Source organism: Paenibacillus sp. FSL W7-1287 (genome assembly GCF_038004245.1).
Classification (GTDB): Bacteria; Bacillota; Bacilli; order Paenibacillales; family Paenibacillaceae; genus Pristimantibacillus; species Pristimantibacillus camelliae.
In genome coordinates this window covers 4157061-4180698 of sequence record NZ_JBBORD010000001.1, presented here as the reverse complement: position 1 = coordinate 4180698, position 23638 = coordinate 4157061, and the positions used below count along the sequence as shown (strand labels likewise).

The 23638-nt window shown below is 44.3% G+C and carries 15 protein-coding genes; 7 read left to right on the top strand and 8 right to left on the bottom strand.

Translation table 11 applies throughout. The features are described from left to right. The first annotated feature begins 58 nt into the window (after window positions 1-58). Both cysI and ltrA read left to right on the top strand, forming a co-directional pair. Window positions 59-1798: an assimilatory sulfite reductase (NADPH) hemoprotein subunit gene (gene cysI, locus NSQ99_RS18785; protein WP_340838461.1), complete on the top strand. Its 1740-nt coding sequence runs from the start codon at window positions 59-61 to the stop codon at window positions 1796-1798. A gap of 732 nt (window positions 1799-2530) precedes the next feature. After that, entirely contained in the window at window positions 2531-3856 is a 1326-nt protein-coding gene (ltrA, locus tag NSQ99_RS18780) for a group II intron reverse transcriptase/maturase (protein ID WP_251670020.1), read from the top strand. A gap of 288 nt (window positions 3857-4144) precedes the next feature. On the opposite strand, the gene NSQ99_RS18775 is transcribed toward ltrA, so the two are convergent. The 6 genes from NSQ99_RS18775 to NSQ99_RS18750 all read right to left on the bottom strand — a co-directional run bounded on the left by NSQ99_RS18775 (window position 4145) and on the right by NSQ99_RS18750 (window position 14066). Continuing rightward, a complete protein-coding gene (locus NSQ99_RS18775; protein ID WP_340838460.1) occupies window positions 4145-5038 on the bottom strand; it encodes a carbohydrate ABC transporter permease in 894 nt (297 codons plus the stop codon). Between the two features lie 49 nt (window positions 5039-5087). Further along, window positions 5088-5999 (bottom strand): ABC transporter permease, encoded by a 912-nt coding sequence (locus tag NSQ99_RS18770; protein ID WP_340838459.1) that lies wholly within the window; start codon window positions 5997-5999, stop codon window positions 5088-5090. Between the two features lie 61 nt (window positions 6000-6060). After that, the gene (locus NSQ99_RS18765) at window positions 6061-7674 is read right to left on the bottom strand and encodes an extracellular solute-binding protein (protein WP_251667409.1); all 1614 of its coding nucleotides are present in this window, start codon (window positions 7672-7674) and stop codon (window positions 6061-6063) included. Between the two features lie 358 nt (window positions 7675-8032). After that, window positions 8033-10339: a helix-turn-helix domain-containing protein gene (locus NSQ99_RS18760; RefSeq protein WP_340838457.1), complete on the bottom strand. Its 2307-nt coding sequence runs from the start codon at window positions 10337-10339 to the stop codon at window positions 8033-8035. A gap of 1536 nt (window positions 10340-11875) precedes the next feature. Beyond that, the gene (locus NSQ99_RS18755) at window positions 11876-12598 is read right to left on the bottom strand and encodes an amino acid ABC transporter ATP-binding protein (RefSeq protein ID WP_251667412.1); all 723 of its coding nucleotides are present in this window, start codon (window positions 12596-12598) and stop codon (window positions 11876-11878) included. Further along, window positions 12591-14066, bottom strand: coding sequence for an ABC transporter substrate-binding protein/permease (locus tag NSQ99_RS18750; protein ID WP_251667413.1), 1476 nt, complete (start codon window positions 14064-14066; stop codon window positions 12591-12593). The genes NSQ99_RS18755 and NSQ99_RS18750 overlap by 8 nt, the downstream gene beginning before the upstream one ends. Window positions 14067-14320: 254 nt before the next feature. Between NSQ99_RS18750 and NSQ99_RS18745 the strand changes: the two genes are divergently transcribed. The 3 genes from NSQ99_RS18745 to NSQ99_RS18735 are packed head-to-tail and all read left to right on the top strand — an operon-like array spanning window position 14321 to window position 18347. Next, window positions 14321-16057, top strand: coding sequence for an ABC transporter ATP-binding protein (locus NSQ99_RS18745; protein ID WP_340838456.1), 1737 nt, complete (start codon window positions 14321-14323; stop codon window positions 16055-16057). After that, window positions 16054-17958, top strand: coding sequence for an ABC transporter ATP-binding protein (locus NSQ99_RS18740; protein WP_340838455.1), 1905 nt, complete (start codon window positions 16054-16056; stop codon window positions 17956-17958). Before NSQ99_RS18745 ends, NSQ99_RS18740 begins: the two co-directional genes overlap by 4 nt. Before the next feature lie 20 nt (window positions 17959-17978). Next, on the top strand, window positions 17979-18347 hold the full coding sequence (locus NSQ99_RS18735; RefSeq protein ID WP_251667416.1) for a hypothetical protein: 369 nt from the start codon (window positions 17979-17981) through the stop codon (window positions 18345-18347). 70 nt (window positions 18348-18417) lie between these two features. On the opposite strand, the gene NSQ99_RS18730 is transcribed toward NSQ99_RS18735, so the two are convergent. Continuing rightward, window positions 18418-19197 (bottom strand): exodeoxyribonuclease III, encoded by a 780-nt coding sequence (locus NSQ99_RS18730; protein ID WP_340838454.1) that lies wholly within the window; start codon window positions 19195-19197, stop codon window positions 18418-18420. A gap of 54 nt (window positions 19198-19251) precedes the next feature. Further along, entirely contained in the window at window positions 19252-19941 is a 690-nt protein-coding gene (locus NSQ99_RS18725) for a DUF4190 domain-containing protein (protein WP_340838453.1), read from the bottom strand. A gap of 185 nt (window positions 19942-20126) precedes the next feature. On the opposite strand from NSQ99_RS18725, the gene NSQ99_RS18720 reads away from it, so the two are divergent. Together NSQ99_RS18720 and NSQ99_RS18715 are read left to right on the top strand one after the other, a co-directional pair. Continuing rightward, on the top strand, window positions 20127-22004 hold the full coding sequence (locus NSQ99_RS18720; protein ID WP_340838451.1) for an LTA synthase family protein: 1878 nt from the start codon (window positions 20127-20129) through the stop codon (window positions 22002-22004). A gap of 119 nt (window positions 22005-22123) precedes the next feature. Beyond that, window positions 22124-23623, top strand: a complete 1500-nt coding sequence (locus NSQ99_RS18715; RefSeq protein WP_340838450.1) for an ABC transporter substrate-binding protein — start codon at window positions 22124-22126, stop codon at window positions 23621-23623. Window positions 23624-23638 lie beyond the last annotated feature (15 nt).

The window sequence follows — 23638 nt, the reverse complement described above, 5'->3', positions numbered from 1 at the left end:
ATAGCAGTTATTACAACTGATCGAGGTCGTTTCATAGAGCTATGGGGGAGGTAACGTGATGACAAGCAAGAAGAAGGTAGAGCCAATAGGCGGCACACCAAGTGATGTAGAGGATCTGAAGGTAGCAAGTAAGTATTTGCGTGGCTCATTAGCAGAGCAGCTAAACAATCGCGTAACTGGTGGATTGACGGAGCTTGACAATCGACTGTTAAAGTTCCACGGCAGCTATATGCAGGATGATCGTGATTTGCGTCAAGAACGTGAGAAGCAAAAGCTGGAGCCAGCGTATCAGTTTATGCTTCGTGTAGTAACTCCAGGCGGCGTTGCAACACCAGAGCAATGGCTTACGATTGATGAGCTTGCGGATAAGTACGGGAATGGAACGATTAAAGCAACAACACGACAAGCCTTTCAATTGCATGGCGTGCTGAAATGGAATCTAAAGAAAACGATAAAGAGCATTAATGATACGCTATTATCGACACTAGCAGCGTGCGGTGACGTTAGTCGTAACGTTATGTGTAATCCGAATCCGTTACAATCAAAAGTGCATGAGGAGATTCATCATATTTCCAATGAATTGACTCGTCACCTTGCTCCGCGAACACCAGCCTATCATGAAATTTGGCTGGATGGCGAGAAGCTTGAAAATCCATATAAGCCATACGGCGAAGCAGTTGATCCGGTAGAGCCCATCTATGGGCATGTGTATTTGCCTCGTAAATTCAAAATCGGTATCGCTGTTCCACCGTCGAATGATATTGATGTATACTCGCAGGATCTCGGGTATATTGCGATCGTTGAGGATGAGAAGATTGTTGGTTTCAATGTAACGGTTGGCGGCGGTATGGGGATGACCCATGGTGACACGAATACGTATCCTCAGCTTGGCAAGGTGATCGGCTTCATTACACCGGATCAGGTGCTTGAGGTAGCTGAGAAGGTTGTAACGATCCAGCGCGATTATGGTAACCGCTCTGTGCGTAAAAATGCCCGCTTTAAATATACGATTGATCGCCATGGTTTAGACTGGTTCAAGGAAGAGCTACATGAACGTCTTGGCTGGGAGCTTGCTCCTGCACGAGAGATTCACTTTGAGAACACGGGTGATCGTTATGGCTGGTCGAAAAACTATGATGGTACATGGAACGTGACGCTGTTTATTCGTGGCGGACGTATTGACGATACAGAACAGAGCCAGGTTAAAACAGGCCTGCGTGAAATCGCCAAAGTACTAAAAGGAGATTTCCGTCTAACTGCTAATCAAAATGTAATGATCGGCAACATTCCGTCTAAGCAAAAGGCCGCGATTACAAAGCTGTTGAAAAAATACAATATATCAATCGGTGAGGAGTTATCAGGCTTCCGTCGTAATGCACTATCCTGTGTTGCATTGCCGACTTGCGGCTTAGCAATGGCTGAAGCAGAGCGTTATCTGCCATCCCTGCTAGATAAGCTAGAGCCGATCATTGAGAAGAACGGCTTGCTTGATACTGAGATTAATATTCGTATAACAGGCTGCCCGAATGGATGTGCTCGTCCTGCACTTGGCGAGATCTCCTTTATCGGTAAATCTCCAGGCAAATACAATATGTATTTGGGTGCTGGCTTTGCAGGTGAGCGTTTAAACAAAATGTACAAGGAAAACATCGGAGAAGCAGAAATACTCGAAACGCTTGAGCCAATTATTGCGCACTATGCGAAAGAGCGCAAAAAGGGTGAGCATTTTGGAGATTTCGTTATCCGTGCAGGCTACATTAAAGCAACAACGGACGGTACAAACTTCCATAGCGCATAATTGCTTGCAATGAATGTGATGTGATGAGTGTAACTCAATAGTCCCTAATAAGAAGCAGGGTGGAGAAACATAACGTTTCTCCACCCTGCTTTTTGTGCGCTTGGCAGCGCAATCGACTAACGAGTGAAAGTCTCCAGCACACCGCAGGTGGCGGAAGTGCATAGCTGACGCATAGTGCGTAGTTCGCGAGAATGCGTGCGGAGGATGCGAAGGCAAAACCCGGAATAGGCGGTTTAACCATGTTGGCTGACGGAGTCGGATAACTCTGCAAAAGAAGAGGAAGTCCTGTACCACCATAGACTCCGTAAGTTAAGAGGACTGGATTCGGGGGAAAGTCGGTTGACGTGACCCAAGGAGATCTCATCATTTCCATATCAAGTGGTAACCATTGCTCGAGATCGTGAGGATCAAGACAATGTTAAGAGTGGTGAGAAGTCAGACGTAGGGATAGTAGTTACAAAGTTTGCCGGAAAGACCGCAAAGGCAAATGAATTGGCGCGATGTCGTCAATACAAGCTTCGACTCAAAAGGCGAAGACTTGTGTGAAGCCCGAAACCGTGGAAGAAGAGAGATGGAGAGAAGCCATGTGCCAGACAGAAGCCGGGGAGCTAGGATGTGCGTAGATCCGGGGAATGAACATAAGGAGAAGCCGTCTGGGGCGAGTACTATTTTGGAAATGAAGATTGCCGTAAGGCTACAAATCATGGAACGAAATCGGGAAGGAAAACGAACATGGAAGAACAAGGAACAACCAATCACTCTCGTGAAGGAGTAAATCAAAAGGAACGCAAATGGTACAGCCTCATCGACAAGATATGGGCGAAGCCAAACCTAGAGGAAGCCTTTAAAGAGGTCAAGCGAAACCGAGGTTCAGCAGGGATTGATCGAATGACCATCCAGGCATTCGAATCGCAGTTGGAACACCATCTAGAAGTGGTTCAGCAGACACTAAAGAACAAGACGTATCACCCAAAACCCGTACGTCGTGTCTACATCCCCAAAGCAGACGGAACGTCAAGGCCGCTGGGCATTCCTACCGTGGGAGACCGAGTGGTTCAAGCCGCAACGAGGCGCATATTGGAACCGATTTATGAATCAAAGTTTATGGATTGTAGCTATGGGTTTCGACCGGGAAGAAGTGCACACATGGCATTGAAGAAGATCCGTCAAGATCTAAACGATGGATATCGATATGTGATTGATGCAGACTTGAAGTCTTATTTCGACACCATTCCGCATGAGAAGCTCATCCGCATGGTGAAAGAAACCGTAGTCGATGGAAGTGTGTTAACTTTGTTGGAGAAATTCCTGAAGGCAGGTATCCTAGACGGTGGAAGCTTTCACCTAAATGAGCAGGGCACACCACAAGGGGGAGTCATCAGCCCTCTGCTAGCCAATATCTATCTACATCCGTTAGATCTGGCGATGACGGAACGCGGGCATCGACTGACACGCTATGCAGATGACTTTGTGATTTGTTGTCGTACGCAAAAAGGAGCAGAGCGGATTCTAAAATCGGTAACGAAGCTGCTAGAGAGAGAAATGGGACTTATCATTCATCCAGAAAAGACGAAAATCGTCAATAGCAAGAGGGAATCTTTCGAGTTTCTTGGGCATGAATTCAAACCAGGGAAATGGATGGTACCGTCAGATAAAGCGATGACAAAATTCAAGAAACGTGTGAAGGAAATCACAAGACGAAACCAAACGGTGGATGTGCAGCAATTGGTGAAGAAAAAATTGAATCCCTATCTCCGTGGGTGGGGCAACTATTTCGGAATGGCAGATGTACAGATGAGATTTCGGGATCTGGACAAATGGATAAGAAGAAGGCTTCGTTCTGTCCAGTTGCGAAGCTGGAGAAAGGTGCGGAAACTTCACCGAGAGATGCGTAGAAGAGGATGGAAAAGCCGTGACCTACCTGGGCTACGTATGACAGCATGGCGCAGTTCTCATTCCACTTATGCTCAATATGCGATGCCAAATCAATGGTTTGAAGAAATCGGTCTTTGCAGTCTATCTATGATTTACAAAGAACTTCATCCCCAGAGGGGATAGTCACTGGAGGAGCCGGATGCGATGACCCGCATGTCCGGATCTGTGAGAGGCCTATGCGCATGCGCATAGGCCTACTCGATTTCATCTATCATCATTTCAGTAAAGGTTACACCGGAGTGGTTTGTGAAGCAACAGCGAAGGAACGAAGCAATTCTGAAAATAACGTGGGTCGCCTTTAAGTCCTAATGCCCCCTTATTAATAAGATTAGGCATTAGTATTTAAAAAGCGACTGGAGGAATGCTTTGCTTCCGAAGTGATGAATCTTCATAACAGAATAGGTGTAACATTTACCCCTTCACCGATCCAATCATCACGCCCTTATCAAAGTACTTCTGAATAAACGGATAAACGAGCAGAACTGGCAGCGTCGAAATAATGATGACGCCATATTTAATCTGATCGGCGTAGCGCTGTGCATAGCCGCCCGCACTTCCTCCGGTACCTGCACCTCCTGAGAATACCTGATTAGATAGCAGAATATCACGTAGCACGATTTGAAGCGGCTGCAGCTCATTGCTGCGAATATAGATCAGACCAGTGAAGAAGTTATTCCAGTGTCCAACCAGATAATATAGGCCGATAACAGAGATTAATGCCTTCGACAGCGGCAGAGCAACCGTCATAAAAAACTTAAAGTGCGAGCAGCCATCCATCGCAGCGGCTTCATACAGCTCCTTAGGCAGTGAGTTTTCAAAAAACGTACGTGCAATAATGAGATAAAACACGTTCACGCAAAACGGAATAATGAACACCCACACCGTATTAATCAGATGGAGATCCTTCATAAGCAGATAGGTCGGAATTAAACCACCATTGAAAAACATCGTAAACACGAAAGCGAACATGATGTACTTTCCATACTTAAACTCCTTACGAGACAATACATAAGCAGCTGGCAAGGTTACAAGCAAATTTACGAGTGTGCCCGCAGCAGTATAGAAGATCGTGTTACGATAGCCGGTCCATATGCGGCTATCCTGAAAAATTTCAGAATATCCGAAAAAGCTAATGCCTTTGGGAAACAGCAATACTTTACCTGTCGAGACAAGCACAGAATCGCTGATCGAAGCGATGACGATAAAATACAGCGGGTACGCAATCAACAAAAATATAGCGGCACAGATCAGTCCAAGTACGATGGTGAAGCTGATCTCTGGTATAGATTTTGATCGAAGTGACATCGCGCTGCTCCTTTCTATATATGGTGCAACCAGCAGCCGTTAAAGCTGGTTAATACAGGCTCGTTTCAGACATTTTTTTCGAGATTGCGTTCATGCTAATTAGAAATATAAAGTTGATAATCGTGTTGAACAGTCCGATCGCGGAAGCATAGCTGAATTGACTCGACACGATCCCAATCTTATAGACATACGTGGCAATAACCTCGGATACAGGCAAGTTTAATGAGTTTTGCATCAAAAATATTTTCTCAAAGCCAGTGCTTAATATATTCCCCATGCTTAAGATGAACAGAATAATAATCGTTGGCTTCAGTGCAGGCAGATCGATATAGCGGACCATTTGCCAGCGACTTGCACCGTCCATCTTGGCAGAATCATACAGCTGCGGATCAACGGTAGACAGAGCAGCTAAGTAGATGATACTGTTCCAGCCGCAATGCTGCCATATATCTGACAGGACGTATACAGGGATAAACGTATTGGTTGAAGCGAGTAGATTAATATGACCAAGACCAATAGCTTTCATAAAATGTCCCACGATTCCAGTTTCTGAAGAGAGAAGGACATTAAGCATACCAACTAGGACGATCACCGATATAAAATGCGGCAAGTAAACCGTTGTTTGCATCAGCTGCTTTGCACGTTTTAGCCTGATTTGGTTAAGCAGCAGCGCTAATATAATTGGAGCAGGAAAGCCAATTACGATCGTTGCGAAGCTGATGAAAAATGTGTTTCGCATCAAGCTGCCGAATTGATAGTTTTCAATAAATTGCTGAAAATAAGCGAAGCCTCGAAATTCTCCTCCTGTCAGCCCTTTACTAAAGTCAAAATCTTTAAAGGCAAGCTGAATGCCATACATCGGAATGTAGTTGAATATAAAGATCGCAGCAATGGCAGGGAGCACCATGAGCCATAGCTGATAATCACGGATAAAGGTGTTGCGAATAATAGATGGTTTCATAGGCAGCCTCCTAAAAGGAAGATGCTAGTAGGTCAGTACTAGCATCTTAACGTTCATTTGCTTACTTTCTAGCCTTATATTCTTCGAAGTAACGCTGCATAATTTCTAGGTTTTGAGGCAGGCCTGCTTTCTCAGCTTCCTGCACATAGCTGTCCCATTCTTGCTCGATCCCGCCAGACGTTACCCATTTGGCAAAGCTTGTATCGGCAAGATTCATTAGGTTTGTATTGTTTAAGCTCATCGTATTATTGTCTTGGCTGGAGTACTTAATAAAGACGCTCGGATAGATGTCCTCCTCAGGGTTAATGCGACTCAGCGCTTCCTGCAGAGACTCAGAGTGATCTAGCACCTCCTGCATATCAGTTCCGAGAGTTAGCTTAATGTCATCGGAGATATAGAAGGCACCGTTATCGGCCCAAGTTGATGTCCATTTCCATGTACCTGGGTCCATCTGAGGATCCTTCGGTGGAAGCACGGAATACGAGCCGTCACCATTGTCTGCGATGTTAGGACCAATTGATCCGAACAGCACTTGAATACCAACCTCAGGAGCATACAGCTCATTAATGAAGCGCATCGCAGCATCCTTCTTTTTTGACTTGGCGGACATGACAATCGCATTGGCACCATAATTCAATGTGTTAAAGTCATAGCTCCACGACACATCACCGTTGTAAGAGGCGCTCCATTTTAACGGAGCCATCGACGTATACTGCGGCGCTAGCTGCTCCCCGAAGCGGTCAGATGCCACCCAGCCCCATGTAAAGCCGACCTTAGCGATATCTCCTTCACCGCGAGCAACGGATTGGAATTTCGTATAGTCATGTGTGAATACTTCCGTGTTAATGAGTCCAGCTGCATAAAGCTTGTTGAGAAACTTCACAAGCTCTTTATAGCGCTCATCCACTAGGAAATTTTTGACCTGACCATCCTCCACGAAGTAGCCTTGACCGCTAACATCGGAGGACAGGTTGATGCCCATGCCACCAAGCATTACGGCTGGATTGAAAAAACCGCCAATGCCACCGGGCCAGTCGACAGGAATCTCATCGTTAGGATCGCCATTGCCGTTTGCATCCTGTTCTTTGAAGGCTAGCAGTACATCGTACAGCTCATCCCAATTGGTAGGCATCTCTAAGTTCAAATGATCGAGCCAAGTTTGGTTAATGTATTGACGATTGACAGAGTCGGGCCAAAAGCGTTGATATTTAGGCAAGCCTAATATCCGGCCATCCGTTTGTGTAGCGATGACCTGGGTAGCAGGATTGTCCTCGAACATCTGCTGTACGTTAGGCGCTTGATCGAGCAGCTCGTTCAGATCCTGGAATAATCCATTAAACTGAGCAAAATCAGCATCGGTAATAACGTTTGGTCCAACAAATAAATCTGGAATATCGCCGCTTGCTAGCATCGGACCTTTTTTCTGTCCCCAATCTGCCGTGATTTCCTGCCATTCGATATCAACATTCGCTTTTTCTTCAATTTCTTGCAGCCATTCCATCTCGGCTAAAGGTTTAGTGAGTGCATGCTTCACCACAATAGCAGTGAGCTTCTCCTTCTTACCGCTTGGTGCTGCAGATCCGTTGCTTGGCTGGTTACTGCTGTCGTTGCTGCACGCAGCGAGCAGTGTTCCAAGAAGTGTGAAGACAAGTAAAACGTACATCATCTTTTTCATAGTCGACCCCCCTAATCATATTGGAAGCCAAGCGTTTTATTTTTTCGCTGGAAGTGGATTCGGCTTGGCGATATCAGTGTAGTGCAGCGCGATACGCTTCGTAAACGAGCAAGAATTGAGTGATCCGCAAAATTTGAAAGCGCTTAACTTAAGAGCTAATCCATCGCTTTACAGCTTCATTCCAGTATGTGCGTTTCAAAAAATGTAGATCGCTTTAATTTTTGTATATTCTACTTTATAAGCATAGAAAAAATAGGGAGCTGTATGCGTTCGATGATGAACGTTGGCAAACAGCTCCTGCTTTTTTTATCGTTCAAAACATCGATGTTACGATGCAGATCGATTCTGAACGACTATTTTATTGTTCGTGGTACATGGATTGTTCCGACGATTTTGCTTGCTCACGATATTGACCGGGTGGCATTCCGATAATTTTTTTGAAGGAGCGGATGAAGCTAGAAGCATTAATATAGCCAACCTGAAGTGCGATCGCTTCAATAGATTCCTCAGTGCTTTTCAGCAATTGGATCGATTGCTGAATTCTTAGCTGATCTGTATACTCTTTAAAATTTTGCCCCATCGACTTTTTAAAGTGGTAGCTAAAGTTGGAAGGGGACATTTGAAATTGGTCAGCCATAAATTGAAGAGACAAATTTGGATCTGCCCAGTGCTCCTCCATTAAGGCGATAATTTGCTCAGATGGTGTGCGTCTTGCTGTATTAGGCAACGCCGCTAACGTAAGCTCACAAAGCTTGCGCGAGGTGTCCGACATAATATTGAGCATTTGATCAAGGGTATAGCGATGCTGAAACACGAATTCAATATGATTGAGGATAGAGCTGTTATCCTGCTGATGCTTTTCAAGTGCATTGAACAAAATGCTCATCGTATTTAGATAAATCGTTCGTCTAATATGCGGCAGCATTCCATCATTGCTCATATAGCTTTGTATTTGCTTGGTTAGCTGTTCGATCTGCTCGACATCGGTTTTAATAATAGCGAGCTCTAACGATTGCATCAACTCCGTTTGATATGAGATCACACCTTGTGAAGATTGAAGCGCATCAGAATATTCCATAATCATCGTTGTCCGCTGGAAGCGTATTTGCTCTAGGCAGCGCGAGGCTTGAAGATAGGCAACGTAAAAGGACTGTGGCTGCTCATGGTTCAACTTATGCTTATTACTAATGCCAATCAAGCAATCTACACCGTATTGCTGCTTGAGCTGCTTTTGTAGCTCCTCAACACATTGGAGGAGAGAAGCTTGCTTATGATGATTGAATATAATGATAAATTCACGATTGTATGTGCTTCTGACAATATGGATACTCATCAATTCATCGTTAGAGGAGGCTGCTTCTAGCTGCTCTCTACAGTATTGCAGCATACCGTTGTCTAGCTCTTGCTCAAGTAACACTGTGCTTACCGTAACGTACGGATATGGAAAGTGAATATCGTATGGACTTGAGTCGATGCAGAAGCTATCCCAATCGTCGTACTGACCTAGCAGCAGCTCTAGTATTATTTGATCACGAATTTTAGGTTCTGTTAATTTGATCTTCTCGTCAAGTGTATCTCTCGTTATGGTCAGCTGATTGAGCGCGTAATGAATCGTATCAATTTCATTTAGCTTGTCATTGTTCGTTGGCTCGAACAGGGTTGAAGCGGCATCAACCAAGCGCTTAATCGGCTCGTAATTATGACGCAATGATAGATATACGATGCCGGATGTAATGACGACAATAATGAGCAGCAGCAGTAAGGTCATATATTGAATATTTCTAACATCCTGAATGGTCTCCGTCACAGGCAGCAAGCGAATATAATGCCAGCCCGTGCTTTCTGAGACTTGCTCAGAGATTAAGTATTTGTCGGCATGGATCGTTTTCTCTATCGTGCCTTGAAGCTGTACTTGCTCCGATTGCAGCACGGTATGAAAGTCGGTAGCTTCGACCTCCTCACAGCCGATGGAGGCAACTAAGCAGCGTTTATCGTGATCTGTAATAATGAAGATTCCATTAGAATCCTCGCCGCTAGAGTTCATCATATCCAAAATCGTACGCTCTCTAACTAATATGAGGAGGGAGCCAGGAGATTGCTCACCGCCAAGTGGAAGTGGGAGAACAAAGCTTAGAAGCTTCACGCTATGGCCACCAGGGACAATGACAGATTCAACAGGTCGAACCATCGGGCTTGTCAGCTGCTGTAGATCCTCATCCATTTGCGAAACAGGCCACTGTGCATAATAGTAGCCAACGCCTCTTCGATCAAAATCGTTCAGCGTGTATGCGCTTCCTTTATTGCTGAAAAAATATTGCGCATCCTTTAGATAGAGCAGCGCATTTTCAATAAAAGCGTCCGTTACATTGTATTTTTTCATTTCATTCATAATGATGATGTGCTGGTAGGGGTTGTCTGCAACCATATAGGGCTTGATGTCGCGATTGTGTAAAATCTCAGAGGGAAGGTTGTACACATACTTTGTAAAAATATCCATCGAATGCATGAGCTGCTCCGTAGAATGCTCGTTCCAATCGCTGGACTTTTCCTTAATAATGTTTGTCGTAAACGGATAGAAGAAGGCGAGTATGATAAGCAGAGGCAGCACGACTAACATAACATAGGAGACAAGTAATTTATGAAGAAGCCTTATATTTATTCTCATATTCATTCTCCATATCGTTGGTTAAGTGGATTGCAATACTTCATAAACCGCTGAACTGGTTGAATTATTATGAATAAATCAGTGGGAGTGTCTTACTATTATATAGTATATCTAGTCCAATATACATACACACAGCGCATATAGAAAGGGCTATCTCTGGCGTTTAGGATAATGCGAGAGATAGCCCTTCTCGGCTTTGATGACGAAGCAATTTCAGGAAGTTTATTCGGCGTCGAATATGAGGTTCAACCGAAAACTACGTTGCTCACGTACCAAGAACGTACGCTCCGCTACTCGTTTTCTAGTTTCACCTCATCTTCTTGGTCCTGAAAGCCGAGCATTTTTGACTTTGATGACGAAGTTGTTTTTTAGTAGCCTATTCGGCGTCGAATATGAGGTTCAACCGAAAGATTATGCTTCCGATGTATGTTTTCTTCGAAAACATTGTAGTTGCTCACGTACCAAGTAATGTATGCTGCGCTACTCGTTTTTCTAGTAAGACTCCAGCGGAGCTAACCATCTCTAAAGCGACCTCCTGACGAAGGAAGGTTCGAGCGTAGAGAAGGTAAGCGGAGCACTGAAAGCCGAGCATTTGAAACTCTAATGCTCACGTACCAAGTCCGTATGCTGCGCTACTCGTTTTCTAGTAAGACTCCAGCGGAGCTAACCATCTCTAAAGCGACCTCCTGACGAAGGAAGGTTCGAGCGTAGAGAAGGTAAGCGGAGCACTGAATATGGAGAACAAACGAAGGAACCTCTCCAAGGTTTGATCTTGAAAGACTCCAGCGGAGCTAACCATCTCTAAAGCGATCCTCCTGACGAAGGAAGGTTCGAGCGTAGAGAAGGTAAGCGGAGCGCTGAATATGGAGAACAAACGAAGGAATCTCTCCAAGGTTTGATCTTGAAAGACTCCAGCGGAGCTAACCATCTCTAAAGCGATCCTCCTGACGAAGGAAGGTTCGAGCGTAGAGAAGGTAAGCGGAGCACTGAATATGGAGAACAAACGAAGGAACCTTCCCAAGGTTTGATCTTGAAAGACTCCAGCGGAGCTAACCATCTCTAAAGCGACCCTCCTGACGAAGGAAGGTTCGAGCGTAGAGAAGGTAAGCGGAGCACTGAATATGGAGAACAAACGAAGGAACCTCTCCAAGGTTTGATCTTGAAAGACTCCAGCGGAGCTAACCATCTCTAAAGCGACCCTCCTGACCAAGGAAGGTTCGAGCGTAGAGAAGGTAAGCGGAGCGCTGAATATGGAGAACAAACGAAGGAACCTTCCCAAGGTTTGATCTTGAAAGACTCCAGCGGAGCTAACCATCTCTAAAGCGACCTCCTGACGAAGGAAGGTTCGAGCGTAGAGAAGGTAAGCGGAGCGCTGAATATGGAGAACAAACGAAGGAACCTCTCCAAGGTTTGATCTTGAAAGACTCCAGCGGAGCTAACCATCTCTAAAGCGACCTCCTGACGAAGGAAGGTTCGAGCGTAGAGATGGTTAGCGGAGTGCTGAAAACCGAGCTTTTTGAACTTTTATATTTGTCGTTAAAGCACTTGCTCTAGGAAACGAATAGCACGCTCGCTTTGCGGATTCGTAAAGAACTGATCCGGTGTAGCTGATTCTATAAGCTGGCCTTGATCTAGGAAATAGATAGTATCTGCAGCCTCTCGTGCGAATTTCATCTCATGTGTAACGATGAGCATCGTCATGCCAGAATCGGCAAGGTCTTTAATAACGTTCAGCACTTCCTTAACCATCTCTGGATCGAGGGCAGAGGTTGGTTCATCAAACAGCATAATTTCAGGCTCCATCGCGAGGGAGCGAGCAATGGCAACGCGCTGCTTTTGACCACCTGAAAGCTTGGACGGATAGCTGTCAGCCTTATCTGCAAGCCCAACCTTCGTTAGCAGCTCCATAGCCTTACGCTTAGCTTCCTCTTGAGAGATGCCCTTCACCTGTGTTGGTGCAAAGGTGATGTTCTCCAAAACCGTCATATGCGGGAATAAGTGAAAGTGTTGAAACACCATTCCGATATGCTGGCGAATACTTGCGACATCTGCCTTAGGCGAGGTAAGCTCTTGATCACCAATGAGGATCGTACCGCTTGTCGGCACCTCTAATAAATTCAAACAACGTAAAAAGGTTGATTTACCAGAGCCGGAAGGGCCGATAATCGCGACAACTTCACCTTTATTCACTGAAGTAGAGATCCCTTTAAGTACTTGTTGTTTTCCGTATGATTTTGTGAGTTGTTGTACTTTAATCACCGCGACGAAGTCTCCTTTCGAGCATGTGAGCCAATGATGTAAGAATGAGCACGAGCACGTAGTAGATCGCTGCTACAAGCAGAAGTGCTTCGAAGGCACGGAAGGTATCCGCTCGTACGATATCAGCACGACGCATGAGATCAGCGACCCCGATAATCGATACAAGTGACGATTCCTTAATTAGAGCCACACATTCATTAACTAAGGCAGGCAATATGTTGCGCAGCGCCTGCGGGAAGATGATGGAGATCATCATTTTACGATAAGGAATGCCTAGCGCCATTGCTGCTTCCTGTTGACCCTTGTCCACAGCCATAATTCCAGCACGAATCGTTTCAGACAAGTAAGCGGCTGAGTTCAGACCGAAGGCAAGTCCTGCAGCAAGCAATGGTGGAATATCATAGCCTGTTAGCTGTGGTGTAGCATAATAAATTAATGTAAGCTGGACAAGCAGCGGCGTACCACGGAATATCGAAGTATAGCCGGTTGCGAACCACTTAAGCGGCTTAATGCCGGAAATTTTAAATAACGATAGGATGCTGCCGAGAATTAGACCAAGCAGCGCTGAAACAAGTGTGAACAGCAGCGTTACGCCAACACCCTTCAGGATGTAAGGGACATACCCTTGAAGCACGCTAAAATCGATTAATGCTTTGCTACTTTCAACGCTATCAACCTTTTTAGGCTCTGGCTCGGGAAACCATTGCTGAAGCAGCTCGTCCAATTTGCCGCTTTCCTTCATGTCAGCAATGACTGTATTGAATTCCTCGACATACGGTGAGCCTTTAGGAAAGGCTATAGCATAACCACCGTCATTGGCATCGGCAGGAAGAAAGTTCATTACCAGCGAAGGATTGGCATTCGTCATTTCTACAGCGACTGCATCCTCTACGATAGCAGCAGCTATACGGTTAGAGTTAATTTCTAGTATAAGGTCAGCAATTTTGTTTAGTTTGCGAACCTCAGAAGCGTTAGGCACTTGATTGGCTACAGCTTCCTGCACAGAGCCAAGCTGTGCACCGACAACGAGACCTTCTAATGACTCGAGGGTTTCGTAATTATTGTCAGCTTTAGAGACAATCGTATTTCTTGCGAAATAATACGGATCAGAGAAATCTACGCTTTTTTTGCGCTCCTCTGTTGCGGACATGCCTGACATAACAAAGTCAACTCGACCAGTTTGCATTGCTGCAATTAGACCGCTAAAGTCCATGCTTTGGATTTGCAGCTCATAGCCAAGCTCGCTTAATATCGTCTTAGCTATATCGATATCAAGCCCAATAATTTCACCGTTATTTTTTGCATCTACGCTTTCATATGGTGGGAAATCCGGTGAGGTACCCATAATTAATGTCTTCTTTGGAGTCTCAGCCGCTTCTTGTGCATATACGCTGAACATCGGGCTGAACAAAGCGAACAGTAGCACCAAAGCGATCATAGGTACATAAAACAATTTCTGCTTATTCATGATGACCTCTTCTTTCATTGTTAATATAACTAATCAATTATAGGTGCAAACGATAGGATTGTAAATGGTCTAGCAAGCGCGCTTTAGCTTGACTGACTGCAAGGAAAAAGAAAAAAAGTTAAAAAGTTGAATGCTAGGAGCTGGTATTGATATAATTTGATCGTTAGGCTTAACGAAACCTATTATATCCAGTTCATCGTAAGTCTACTATTATATATGGACAAAGTGCCATACATAGAAAGAAGGATGGATCGATGCTTCAATTGATGCGTTATTTGAGGCCGTATCTTTTTACGATTATCGCAATTATTATTTTGATATTAATGCAATCATTAGCGGATTTATATTTACCTACATTAATGTCAGATATCGTGAACAATGGGATACTCACAGGCGATACGGGCTACATATGGAAAATGGGTGGCTTTATGCTCGGAGTGTCTATCATCGGGACGATTGTATCCGTGCTTGCAAGCCTGTATGCCTCAAAGGTTTCATCATCATTCGGTAAGATAGTCCGACATGATGTGTTTGACAAGGTAGAGAGCTTTTCTCTTCAGGAGTTTGACAAGCTCGGTACTGCATCTTTAATTACGCGTACAACGAATGATATTAATCAGGTGCAGCAGGTTATTTTAATGATTTTGCGCATGATGGTAATGGCGCCGCTTATGTGTATCGGCGGAATCATTATGGCACTGTACAAGGATGTACAGCTGTCGATGGTATTATTAGTTGTTCTGCCAGTGCTGGCGCTTGCCATCTTTATTATTGTACGCTTTGGCATGCCTCACTTTAAGATTATGCAGAAAAAGCTAGATCGCATTAATCTAGTGCTTCGTGAAGGATTAACGGGTATACGCGTTATTCGCGCCTTCAATCGTACCTCGTTCGAGGCAGGACGCTTTACCGATGCCAACAAAGATCTAATGAATACTGCCGTTAAAGTAAATCAGATTATGGCCTTTATGATGCCGGTCATGATGCTGATTATGAACGTATGTATTATTGCTATTGTGTGGTTTGGCAGTAAACGTATTGATATGGGACAGATGATGATTGGAGATTTAATGGCATTTATTCAATACGCGATGCAAATTATGTTCTCATTAGTGATGATGTCCATGATGTTTGTCATGCTGCCAAGAGCACAAGCATCTGCTGTGAGAATTAATGAGGTCCTCAATACGGAACCTTCTGTTGTAGACAGCCATGAGCACAATAGAATAGCTGCTAATCCTGCATTGAAAGGAACGATAACCTTTCGTAACGTAAGCTATACTTATCCTGGCGCTGAGAAACCAGCTGTACACAACATATCCTTCGAGAGTAAACCAGGCGAAGTGACAGCGATTATCGGGGGAACAGGCTCAGGCAAAACAACGTTGATCAATTTAATTGAGCGCTTCTTCGACTGTGATGAGGGTGAGGTCATGCTGAATGGAGTGGATGTGAAGCGTTGGGGACTTGAAGAGCTTCGCAATCAGATGGCTTTAGTTCCACAGAAAAATATGATTTATAGTGGTACCATTACGGAAAACATCCGTTATGGTAAGGAAGATGCGACGGAGGAAGAGGTGCGCGAGGCAGCTGCCATTGCTCAGGCGCTCCCATTTATTGAAAGAATGGAGCATGGCTTCGACACGGTGCTATCGCAAGGTGGAACCAATATTTCCGGTGGTCAGAAGCAGCGCCTATCCATTGCTCGTGCCCTTGTTCGTAAGCCTTCTCTATATTTATTCGATGATAGCTTCTCCGCGCTTGATTACAAGACGGATGCTGCATTACGCAGTGCGCTGAAGGAGCATGTTACGGATGCTGCGATGATTATCGTTGCTCAGCGTGTTAGCACGGTTATGCATGCTGAACAAATTATCGTGTTGAACGAAGGAGAAATCGTTGGTAAAGGCACGCATCAAGAGCTGCTAGAAACTAGCGATGTCTATCGAGAGATCGTTCAATCGCAGCTGTCAGAGGAGGAGAGCGCATGAGTAAAAGCCATAATGCACGTGGCGGAGCAAGTCGCCCGCCAGGACCGGGAGGTCCAGGTGGTCCTCCTGGCATGATGATGCCCGGGGTAAAGGCTAAAAACTTTAAAGGAACATTGAAGCGACTACTGGGATACCTTAAACCATTCCGCCTCAGACTCTTTATCGTTTTGCTAACGGCAATACTAAGCACACTTTTTGCTATTATAAGCCCAAAAATTTTAGGGGAAGCGACAGATGTACTACTGGACGGATGGTTGGCTAAATTTAATAATGAGCCAGGCGCAGCAATTGATTTTCAGCGCATTGCTTATATATTAGCGATCCTTGCTGCCCTTTACGTCATCAGCTCACTCTTTGCTTTTCTTCAGCAGTATTTAATGGCTAGAGTTGCGCAGAAAGTAGTTTACGACCTGCGCGAAGACGTAAATACGAAGCTTGGACGACTTCCATTAAGGTTTTTTGATAAAAGATCCAATGGTGATATATTAAGTCGAATGGTCAATGATGTGGATAATATCGCCAATACCCTTCAGCAAAGCTTAACGCAAATGATCACCTCAGTGGTAACACTGCTCGGTATTATTATTATGATGCTAACGATTAGTCCATTGTTAACATTGATCCTTGTTCTTACGCTACCGCTTAGCTTTGTCGTCATTGCACTAATCGCCAAGCAGTCACAAAAGCATTTCAAAAGCCAACAGGACCAGCTTGGACAGCTGAATGGACATGTTGAAGAGATGTATACAGGACACACGATCATCAAGGCGTTTGGTCGAGAGAAACAATCGGTCGAGAAATTCCGCCAAATGAACGAGGTGCTGTATCATTCAAGCTGGAAGGCTCAGTTTATCTCTGGAATTATGTGGCCGTTAATGGGCTTTATCGGAAATATCGGCTACGTGCTGATTTGTGTAGTCGGCGGTATCCAGATGACAAAAGGTAATATTTCGGTAGGTAACATTCAAGCCTTTATACAATATGCAAGACAATTTACGCAGCCGATTATGCAGACGGCTAATATCGCTAACATTATTCAATCTACCATTGCTTCTGCTGAACGTGTATTCGAGCTTCTTGATGAAGAGGAGGAGCAGGAGCTAGCGCAACCAACGAAAAAAATCTCGAATCCGAAGGGCAATGTTTCGTTCGAGCATGTGCAGTTTGGATACAGCGAGGATAAGCTGCTCATGAAGGATTTATCACTTGATGTGAAGAGCGGTCAGATGATTGCTATTGTTGGTCCAACGGGTGCAGGGAAAACTACACTAGTTAATTTGCTTATGCGCTTCTACAATATTCAAGGCGGTAAGATTACGATTGATGGGGAGCGGATCGAAAGCTTCAATCGTTCGTATGTACGTTCATTGTTCGGTATGGTGCTGCAGGATACGTGGCTGTTTAATGGAACGATACGTGACAATATTGCCTATGGCCGAGCGGGTGCTACGGAGGAAGAGATTATCGCTGCTGCTAAGGCTGCCCATGCGGATCATTTTATTCGTACGCTGCCAGAGGGGTATGATACCGTGTTAAATGAGGAAGCATCCAACATCTCCTCAGGACAAAAGCAGCTGCTTACGATCGCACGAGCGATATTGGCTGATCCACCGATGCTCATTCTAGATGAAGCAACAAGCAGTGTCGATACACGAACAGAGCTGTTTATTCAACAAGCGATGCATAATCTAATGCAGGGAAGAACGAGCTTTGTTATTGCTCATCGACTATCGACAATAAAAGATGCAGACCGTATACTGGTCATGAATCAGGGATCGGTCATCGAGCAGGGAACGCATGAAGAGCTGTTAGCTGCAGGAGGCTTTTATGCTGATTTGTACCAAAGCCAATTCGCCAATGGTGGAGCTGGTGAAGTTGAAATGGAAGAGTATCAAAGTTAGATTGGAGACGGAAACGACTAATGTATAACATCGAAATAGACCTGGTGGCAGATTGGGTCAGTATTGTGAAGGAAGTTTTTCGCGGAAGCGGCATCGTGCTAGAGGATGGGTTAACGACAGAGGATATAGCAGAAATATATTTCGCGCAATCGCTGCCTGAGGAGGAGGCTGTCTCTCTTGCTCATGAAACGCTGAAGCGACTGAAGGAGATGGAGCAGATCATTGCAGCTAACATGGATGAAGTCATCGTGCCTGATATTCGTAATCGTACAGGCTACGAAGGTGATACATTCCACTTTAGCTGGGTATTCGATCAAGGCGAGCATATCGTTGAGACCTATTCCGAGTACCGGATTCCGTTAACACAGGAGCCCCAGCAAAGCGAGTAGTTTAATCATAAAAGTAGGCGTCTCCCAGCCATTCTTCCAATGGTCAAAGGAGACGCCTATTTTATTACTGCTATGCTTGCTCATCGAGCTGAAGCTTTAATATTACCGGACAATGATCACTGCCCATCACATGATCTTCGATCGTGGCCTCGACAATCCCACTTTTCAGCTGCTCTGATACGAGGAAATAGTCGATGCGCCATCCAATATTTCGCTCCCGAACTTTAGCCATAAAGGACCACCAGGTGAAACGGTCCTCCACCTCTGGGTAGAGATGGCGGAAGCTATCGACAAATCCTCTCTGCTGAAGGGAGGTCATGCAGCCGCGTTCCTCAAATGTAAAGCCTGAGTTGCCAATATTGGATTTTGCATTTTTCACATCTATGTCAAGATGCGCAACGTTTAGATCACCACAAATGATGACTGGCTTTTTGCTGTTTAGCTCTGTCACATACTCTGCAAAGCGCTCTTCCCACTCTAATCGGTATGGTAATCGGGAAAGATCACGCTTAGCATTTGGTGTGTAAACGGTAATCAAGTAGAACGACTCATATTCAAGCGTAATGATACGTCCCTCAGGCTCTTCGTTCTGCTCGATGCCATAGTGGACAGATAACGGCTCGTGCTTCGTAAAAATCGCTGTACCAGAATAGCCCTTCTTCTGAGCGTAGTTCCAATACTGCTTGTATTCACTACCAAGATCAAGCTCAATTTGTCCTTCCTGCAGCTTTATTTCTTGTAAGCAGAAGAAGTCTGCATCATAACGATGAAAATGCTCGAGAAAGCCTTTCGTGACACAAGCACGCAAGCCATTTACGTTCCAGGAAACAAAGTTAAATTCTTTATTCATACGATATTCCTTTATGCGTGCTCAAAAAGACACTTTTTGAACATACTCTTTTTGTTAATAATAGTAGTTATTCGATTCTGAAAACAGTGCGATAGCAAAGACAACGATTAATAGAATAATACCGTATAAAACTGTACCAATAATACTTGTTACAAGACCGCTAATTGCAAGTCCTTTACCATCCTCTGGTCGTTGCTTTAGTTCTTTAAGCGATAGGGTACTGACGATAATACCAGCAATACCGATAAAGAAACCGATGTATGGAAGCATAATTGACGCAATACCAAGAATAAGAGAGACGATGGATTTTGTGTTTGTCTTTTTAGCCATATAAACAGGCTGTTGATATGGATAGCCGCCAGGCTGCTGTGGTGGATATTGGTATTGTCCTTGGTTATACTGCCCTTGCTGCTGACCATAAGGCGCTTGCTGATAATGCTGCTGCTGTTGTTGCTGCTGCTGAGTATATCCGCCTTGACCATAAGGTGCTTGGTCGTAATTTACTTGCTGCCCTTGTTGAAAACCGCCTTGCGGCTGCTGTCCTTGCTGATACGAATAAGGATTCTGGGCACCCTGCGTTGTTTGACCAGGTTGATTATATTGCTGCTGGTTAGGATCCTGCTCATAACGAGGCTGTTGTTCCTGTCCAGCTTGCTGTTGATTCGATTCACCTGCAGTCGAATTCGGTTGGGACGGATTCGCTTGATCGTCAAATGGTCCCCCGTTATTTGATTGCTCGCTCATTCATAATCCTCCTTGAGAGATACATAGTTATGTTTTCTATCATAACAAAGAATATGGTAATCAACAATGAACAACCAAATTTTTGAAAGTTATAACAGAAAGTTGACAACTGCTGTATCAAGGTTAATAATGCAATTTGTTAAGAACATGTAAAGAGAAGCTTTAATGAAGTAGGGAGTGAGTAAATGAAAGCATTAAGAGCACATCTAGGACTCGTATGGACCGTAACGTTAATGCTCAAGCTGCTGCTTTTTCGTCACATGGTGTTAAATGATTACTCATGGTACGGGATCGTTTCAGATGCTGCTGCGGTAGGTCTTATTATGGTAATACCTGCTTGTATATGGACAGGGGCATGGCGCAAAGTAACGCAAACCATTGCAGCAGTTGCCATATCTATACTATGGTTCGCTGTAGCTATTTATTATAGTTATTACGGAAATGTGCCGACATACTACACATTATCCAACCTCAATCAGGTGGGACAAATTCGGGAAAGCATCGCTTCATCCATTGAGCCATATATGCTACTGTTTTTTATTGATTTTGTCATTGTAGCGATTGTGCTGCTCATTTGGCGTGATAAGCAGGAAAAGCGCTCTATCCAATGGACAATCTCCAGTCGCAGCATATGGCGGCCTAGAATATATCCGATGCTTACTGCAGTTATATGCCTGCTGGTCGTTATATGTAGCTTATATAGCAGCAGACATATTGAGAACAGTCATGCATTAGCCAAAAGACTTGGTGTCATAACCTATCAGTTGGCATTTAACCAGACAAATGCGATGAAGGCTGTTCAACCGTCTGAAGAGGAGATTAGTGAGCTTAGGAAACAGGTGCAAGCGTGGCTGGAGAGCCAAAATGAGCCGGAGCAATTGCTATATCACGGTGCTGCAGCAGGCAGTGATTTGATCGCTATACAAGTCGAAGCGATGCAGAATTTCGTTATTGGCTTAGAGGTGAATGGTCAGACGATAACGCCTTACCTCAACCAGCTGGCAGCAGAGCAGAGTCTGTATTTCCCACATATTTATCAGCAAATCGCTGAAGGTAATACATCGGATGCTGAGTTTATGATGAATACGGGAGCCTACCCTAGCGCGCTTCAGTCAACGAGCAAGCAGTTAACTGGAAAATTAGCATATAGCCTGCCAAGATTGCTTGCACAGCATGGGTATGAATCGTACACCTTTCATGTGAATGACGTTACCTTTTGGAATCGTAATGAAATGTATCCCGCTTTAGGGTTTAATGATTATTTCGATAAGCCTAGCTTTAAGAATGATGAATTTAACAGCTGGGGTGCTTCGGATGAGCAGCTGTTTAAAGTAGCTCTACAGAACATGCTGGAGCTGGAGCGACGAGATCAACCGTTCTATGCACATCTCGTTACCGTATCTAGTCATCATCCCTTTAAAATACCAGAGCAATATCAAATGTTAAACCTGCCTACGGAGCTTGAAGATACTCAGCTTGGACATTACCTCCAAGCGATTCACTACGTAGATCGTCAGCTGGAGCGGTTTATGAAGGAGCTAGATGAGCATGGCTTGCTGGAAAAAAGCGTAGTAGCCATATATGGTGATCACTTTGGCTTGCAGCCAAAGGATAATCCGCCCGAGTGGGTTAGTGAGCAGCTAGGTATTCCATATCACGAGACAATAACAAGGATGAACATTCCATTCTTCATTCATGCTCCTAATGTTGCAGGAGAAGTGGTTGAGCAGGTGGGCGGACAGGTAGATATGCTGCCGACGGTGTTGAACCTGCTAGGAATAACGGAGAAAGGTTCAGAGCTTATTATATTTGGATCTGATCTGCTTAATGTAACGACGAATATTGTCGGTGCTAGATATTATTTGCCAACGGGTAGCTTTTTTAATGATGAGGTACTCTTTATTCCAGGCGAAGGCTTTAAGGATGGGGAGGCAGTATCACTAGCGACGTTCGAGCCTGTCGCCCTAACTGATGCGCTGGAGAAGGAGTATAACTATATTATTGAATTGATGTCCATTTCTGATCGATATACGACGTTATATCCTATTAGAGCTGCGGAATAACTTCTAAATATAAAAATTCTGAGAAAAATTTCAGAAAATGATGGAAACCTTGCAACCTTTTTCCGATGTGCTACGTTAGTAGATGCAGAGTGAAAAAATTTGAGAGGTGTAAACGCACAATGAAAAAATGGATGAAGACCAGTCTTGCCGTCTGTATGTCTGCGGCGTTGCTTGCAGGATGCAGCTTTGGAAGTAAAGGCAACAGCGGCAATGAAACCGAACCGTCAACACTGAAAGTTATGTATTACGATGAGAGCTCCTTCTTTTCGGAGTATGGAATGGTATACAGTGCTGTTAATCCAGATGTTGAGATCGAAGTTGTTAACACGAGCAAAATTTATGAGCGTACGAATGATGGCGAAACGGACTATAATGAAGCGTATTTGCAGTTCATTGAAGAAGAAAAGCCGGACGTCATTATGATTGAACCATCTCAGCTAACTTCTCTCGGAGATGAAGGTAAGCTGTATGACATTGAAAACTTTGTCAATGAAGAGAAGTACAATGCAGCTGGTCTTGTTCCAGGCTTAGTTGATTCTATGAAAAATCTTGGTAACGGTAAGCTGTACGGAATTCCAACGAGCTTCTATAGTCAAGTCATCTACTATAATAAAGACCTGTTTGATGAATACGGCGTGCCGTACCCAACCGATCAGATGTCTTGGGCCCAAATCATTGATCTAGCTAAAATGTTCCCTACAGATGGGGAATATCCAGATCGTGTTTACGGCTTGAAAATGGGCTGGGGACAAGAGCTAAGCGAGATTGTTAATACTCTATCTCAAGGTGAAAACCTACAAATGTTCAATGCGGATACACTGCAAATGACGATCGATACTCCAGCATGGAACTCGTTAGTAGAAACAGCGATTTCTGTTATGAACTCTAATTCTCTTTTCTATGATAGCATCATGTGGGAAAATGAAGGTGCTGTGAGCAGAATGGATTATTATGCTCGCGATCCTTTCTATGCTGGTAAACTTGCTATGCGTCTAGATGGAAACTACTTATTACAAGAGCTTGAGAATCTATCAACTTATGCTGAAAATCCAGATGATTTAATTCAAAACTGGGATATCGTTACGGCTCCGGTAAGCTCATCGAACCCGGAAGAATCCAGCTATATTAACTATCAAGGTATCTTTGCTATTAACAGCCAGTCAACGAATATCGAGCAAGCTTGGAATTTTATTTCCTATATTACAGGTGACGAATATGCACGTGTGAAATCTAAAGTGTCTTATGGCAATATGCCGCTTCGCAGTACGTATATGAAGAAAGACGATGATCGTAACTACGATGCATTCTACAAAGTACGTCCATCTACGTACAACAATTCTATGGATTATACGAAAGTTCCACAGATCTTCCAATTCGAATTCTATAGCTTGATGCAGACTGAGCTAGCGAAAGTTAGCAGTGGTGAAACGACGGTTGCTGAAGCATTATCTACTTTGCAAATTAAAGGTGATGAGCTTCTTGCACAAGGAATGATGTCTCAGGAAGAAATGGATAAGTACTGGGAAGATAAATACGGTGAAGGTGGCGGCATGGAAGTATTACCTATGGACGTCGTCGAAACGGAAGAGATCGCTGAAGAAGAGGTAGTTGAGGAGTAAGGATATACGTTAACG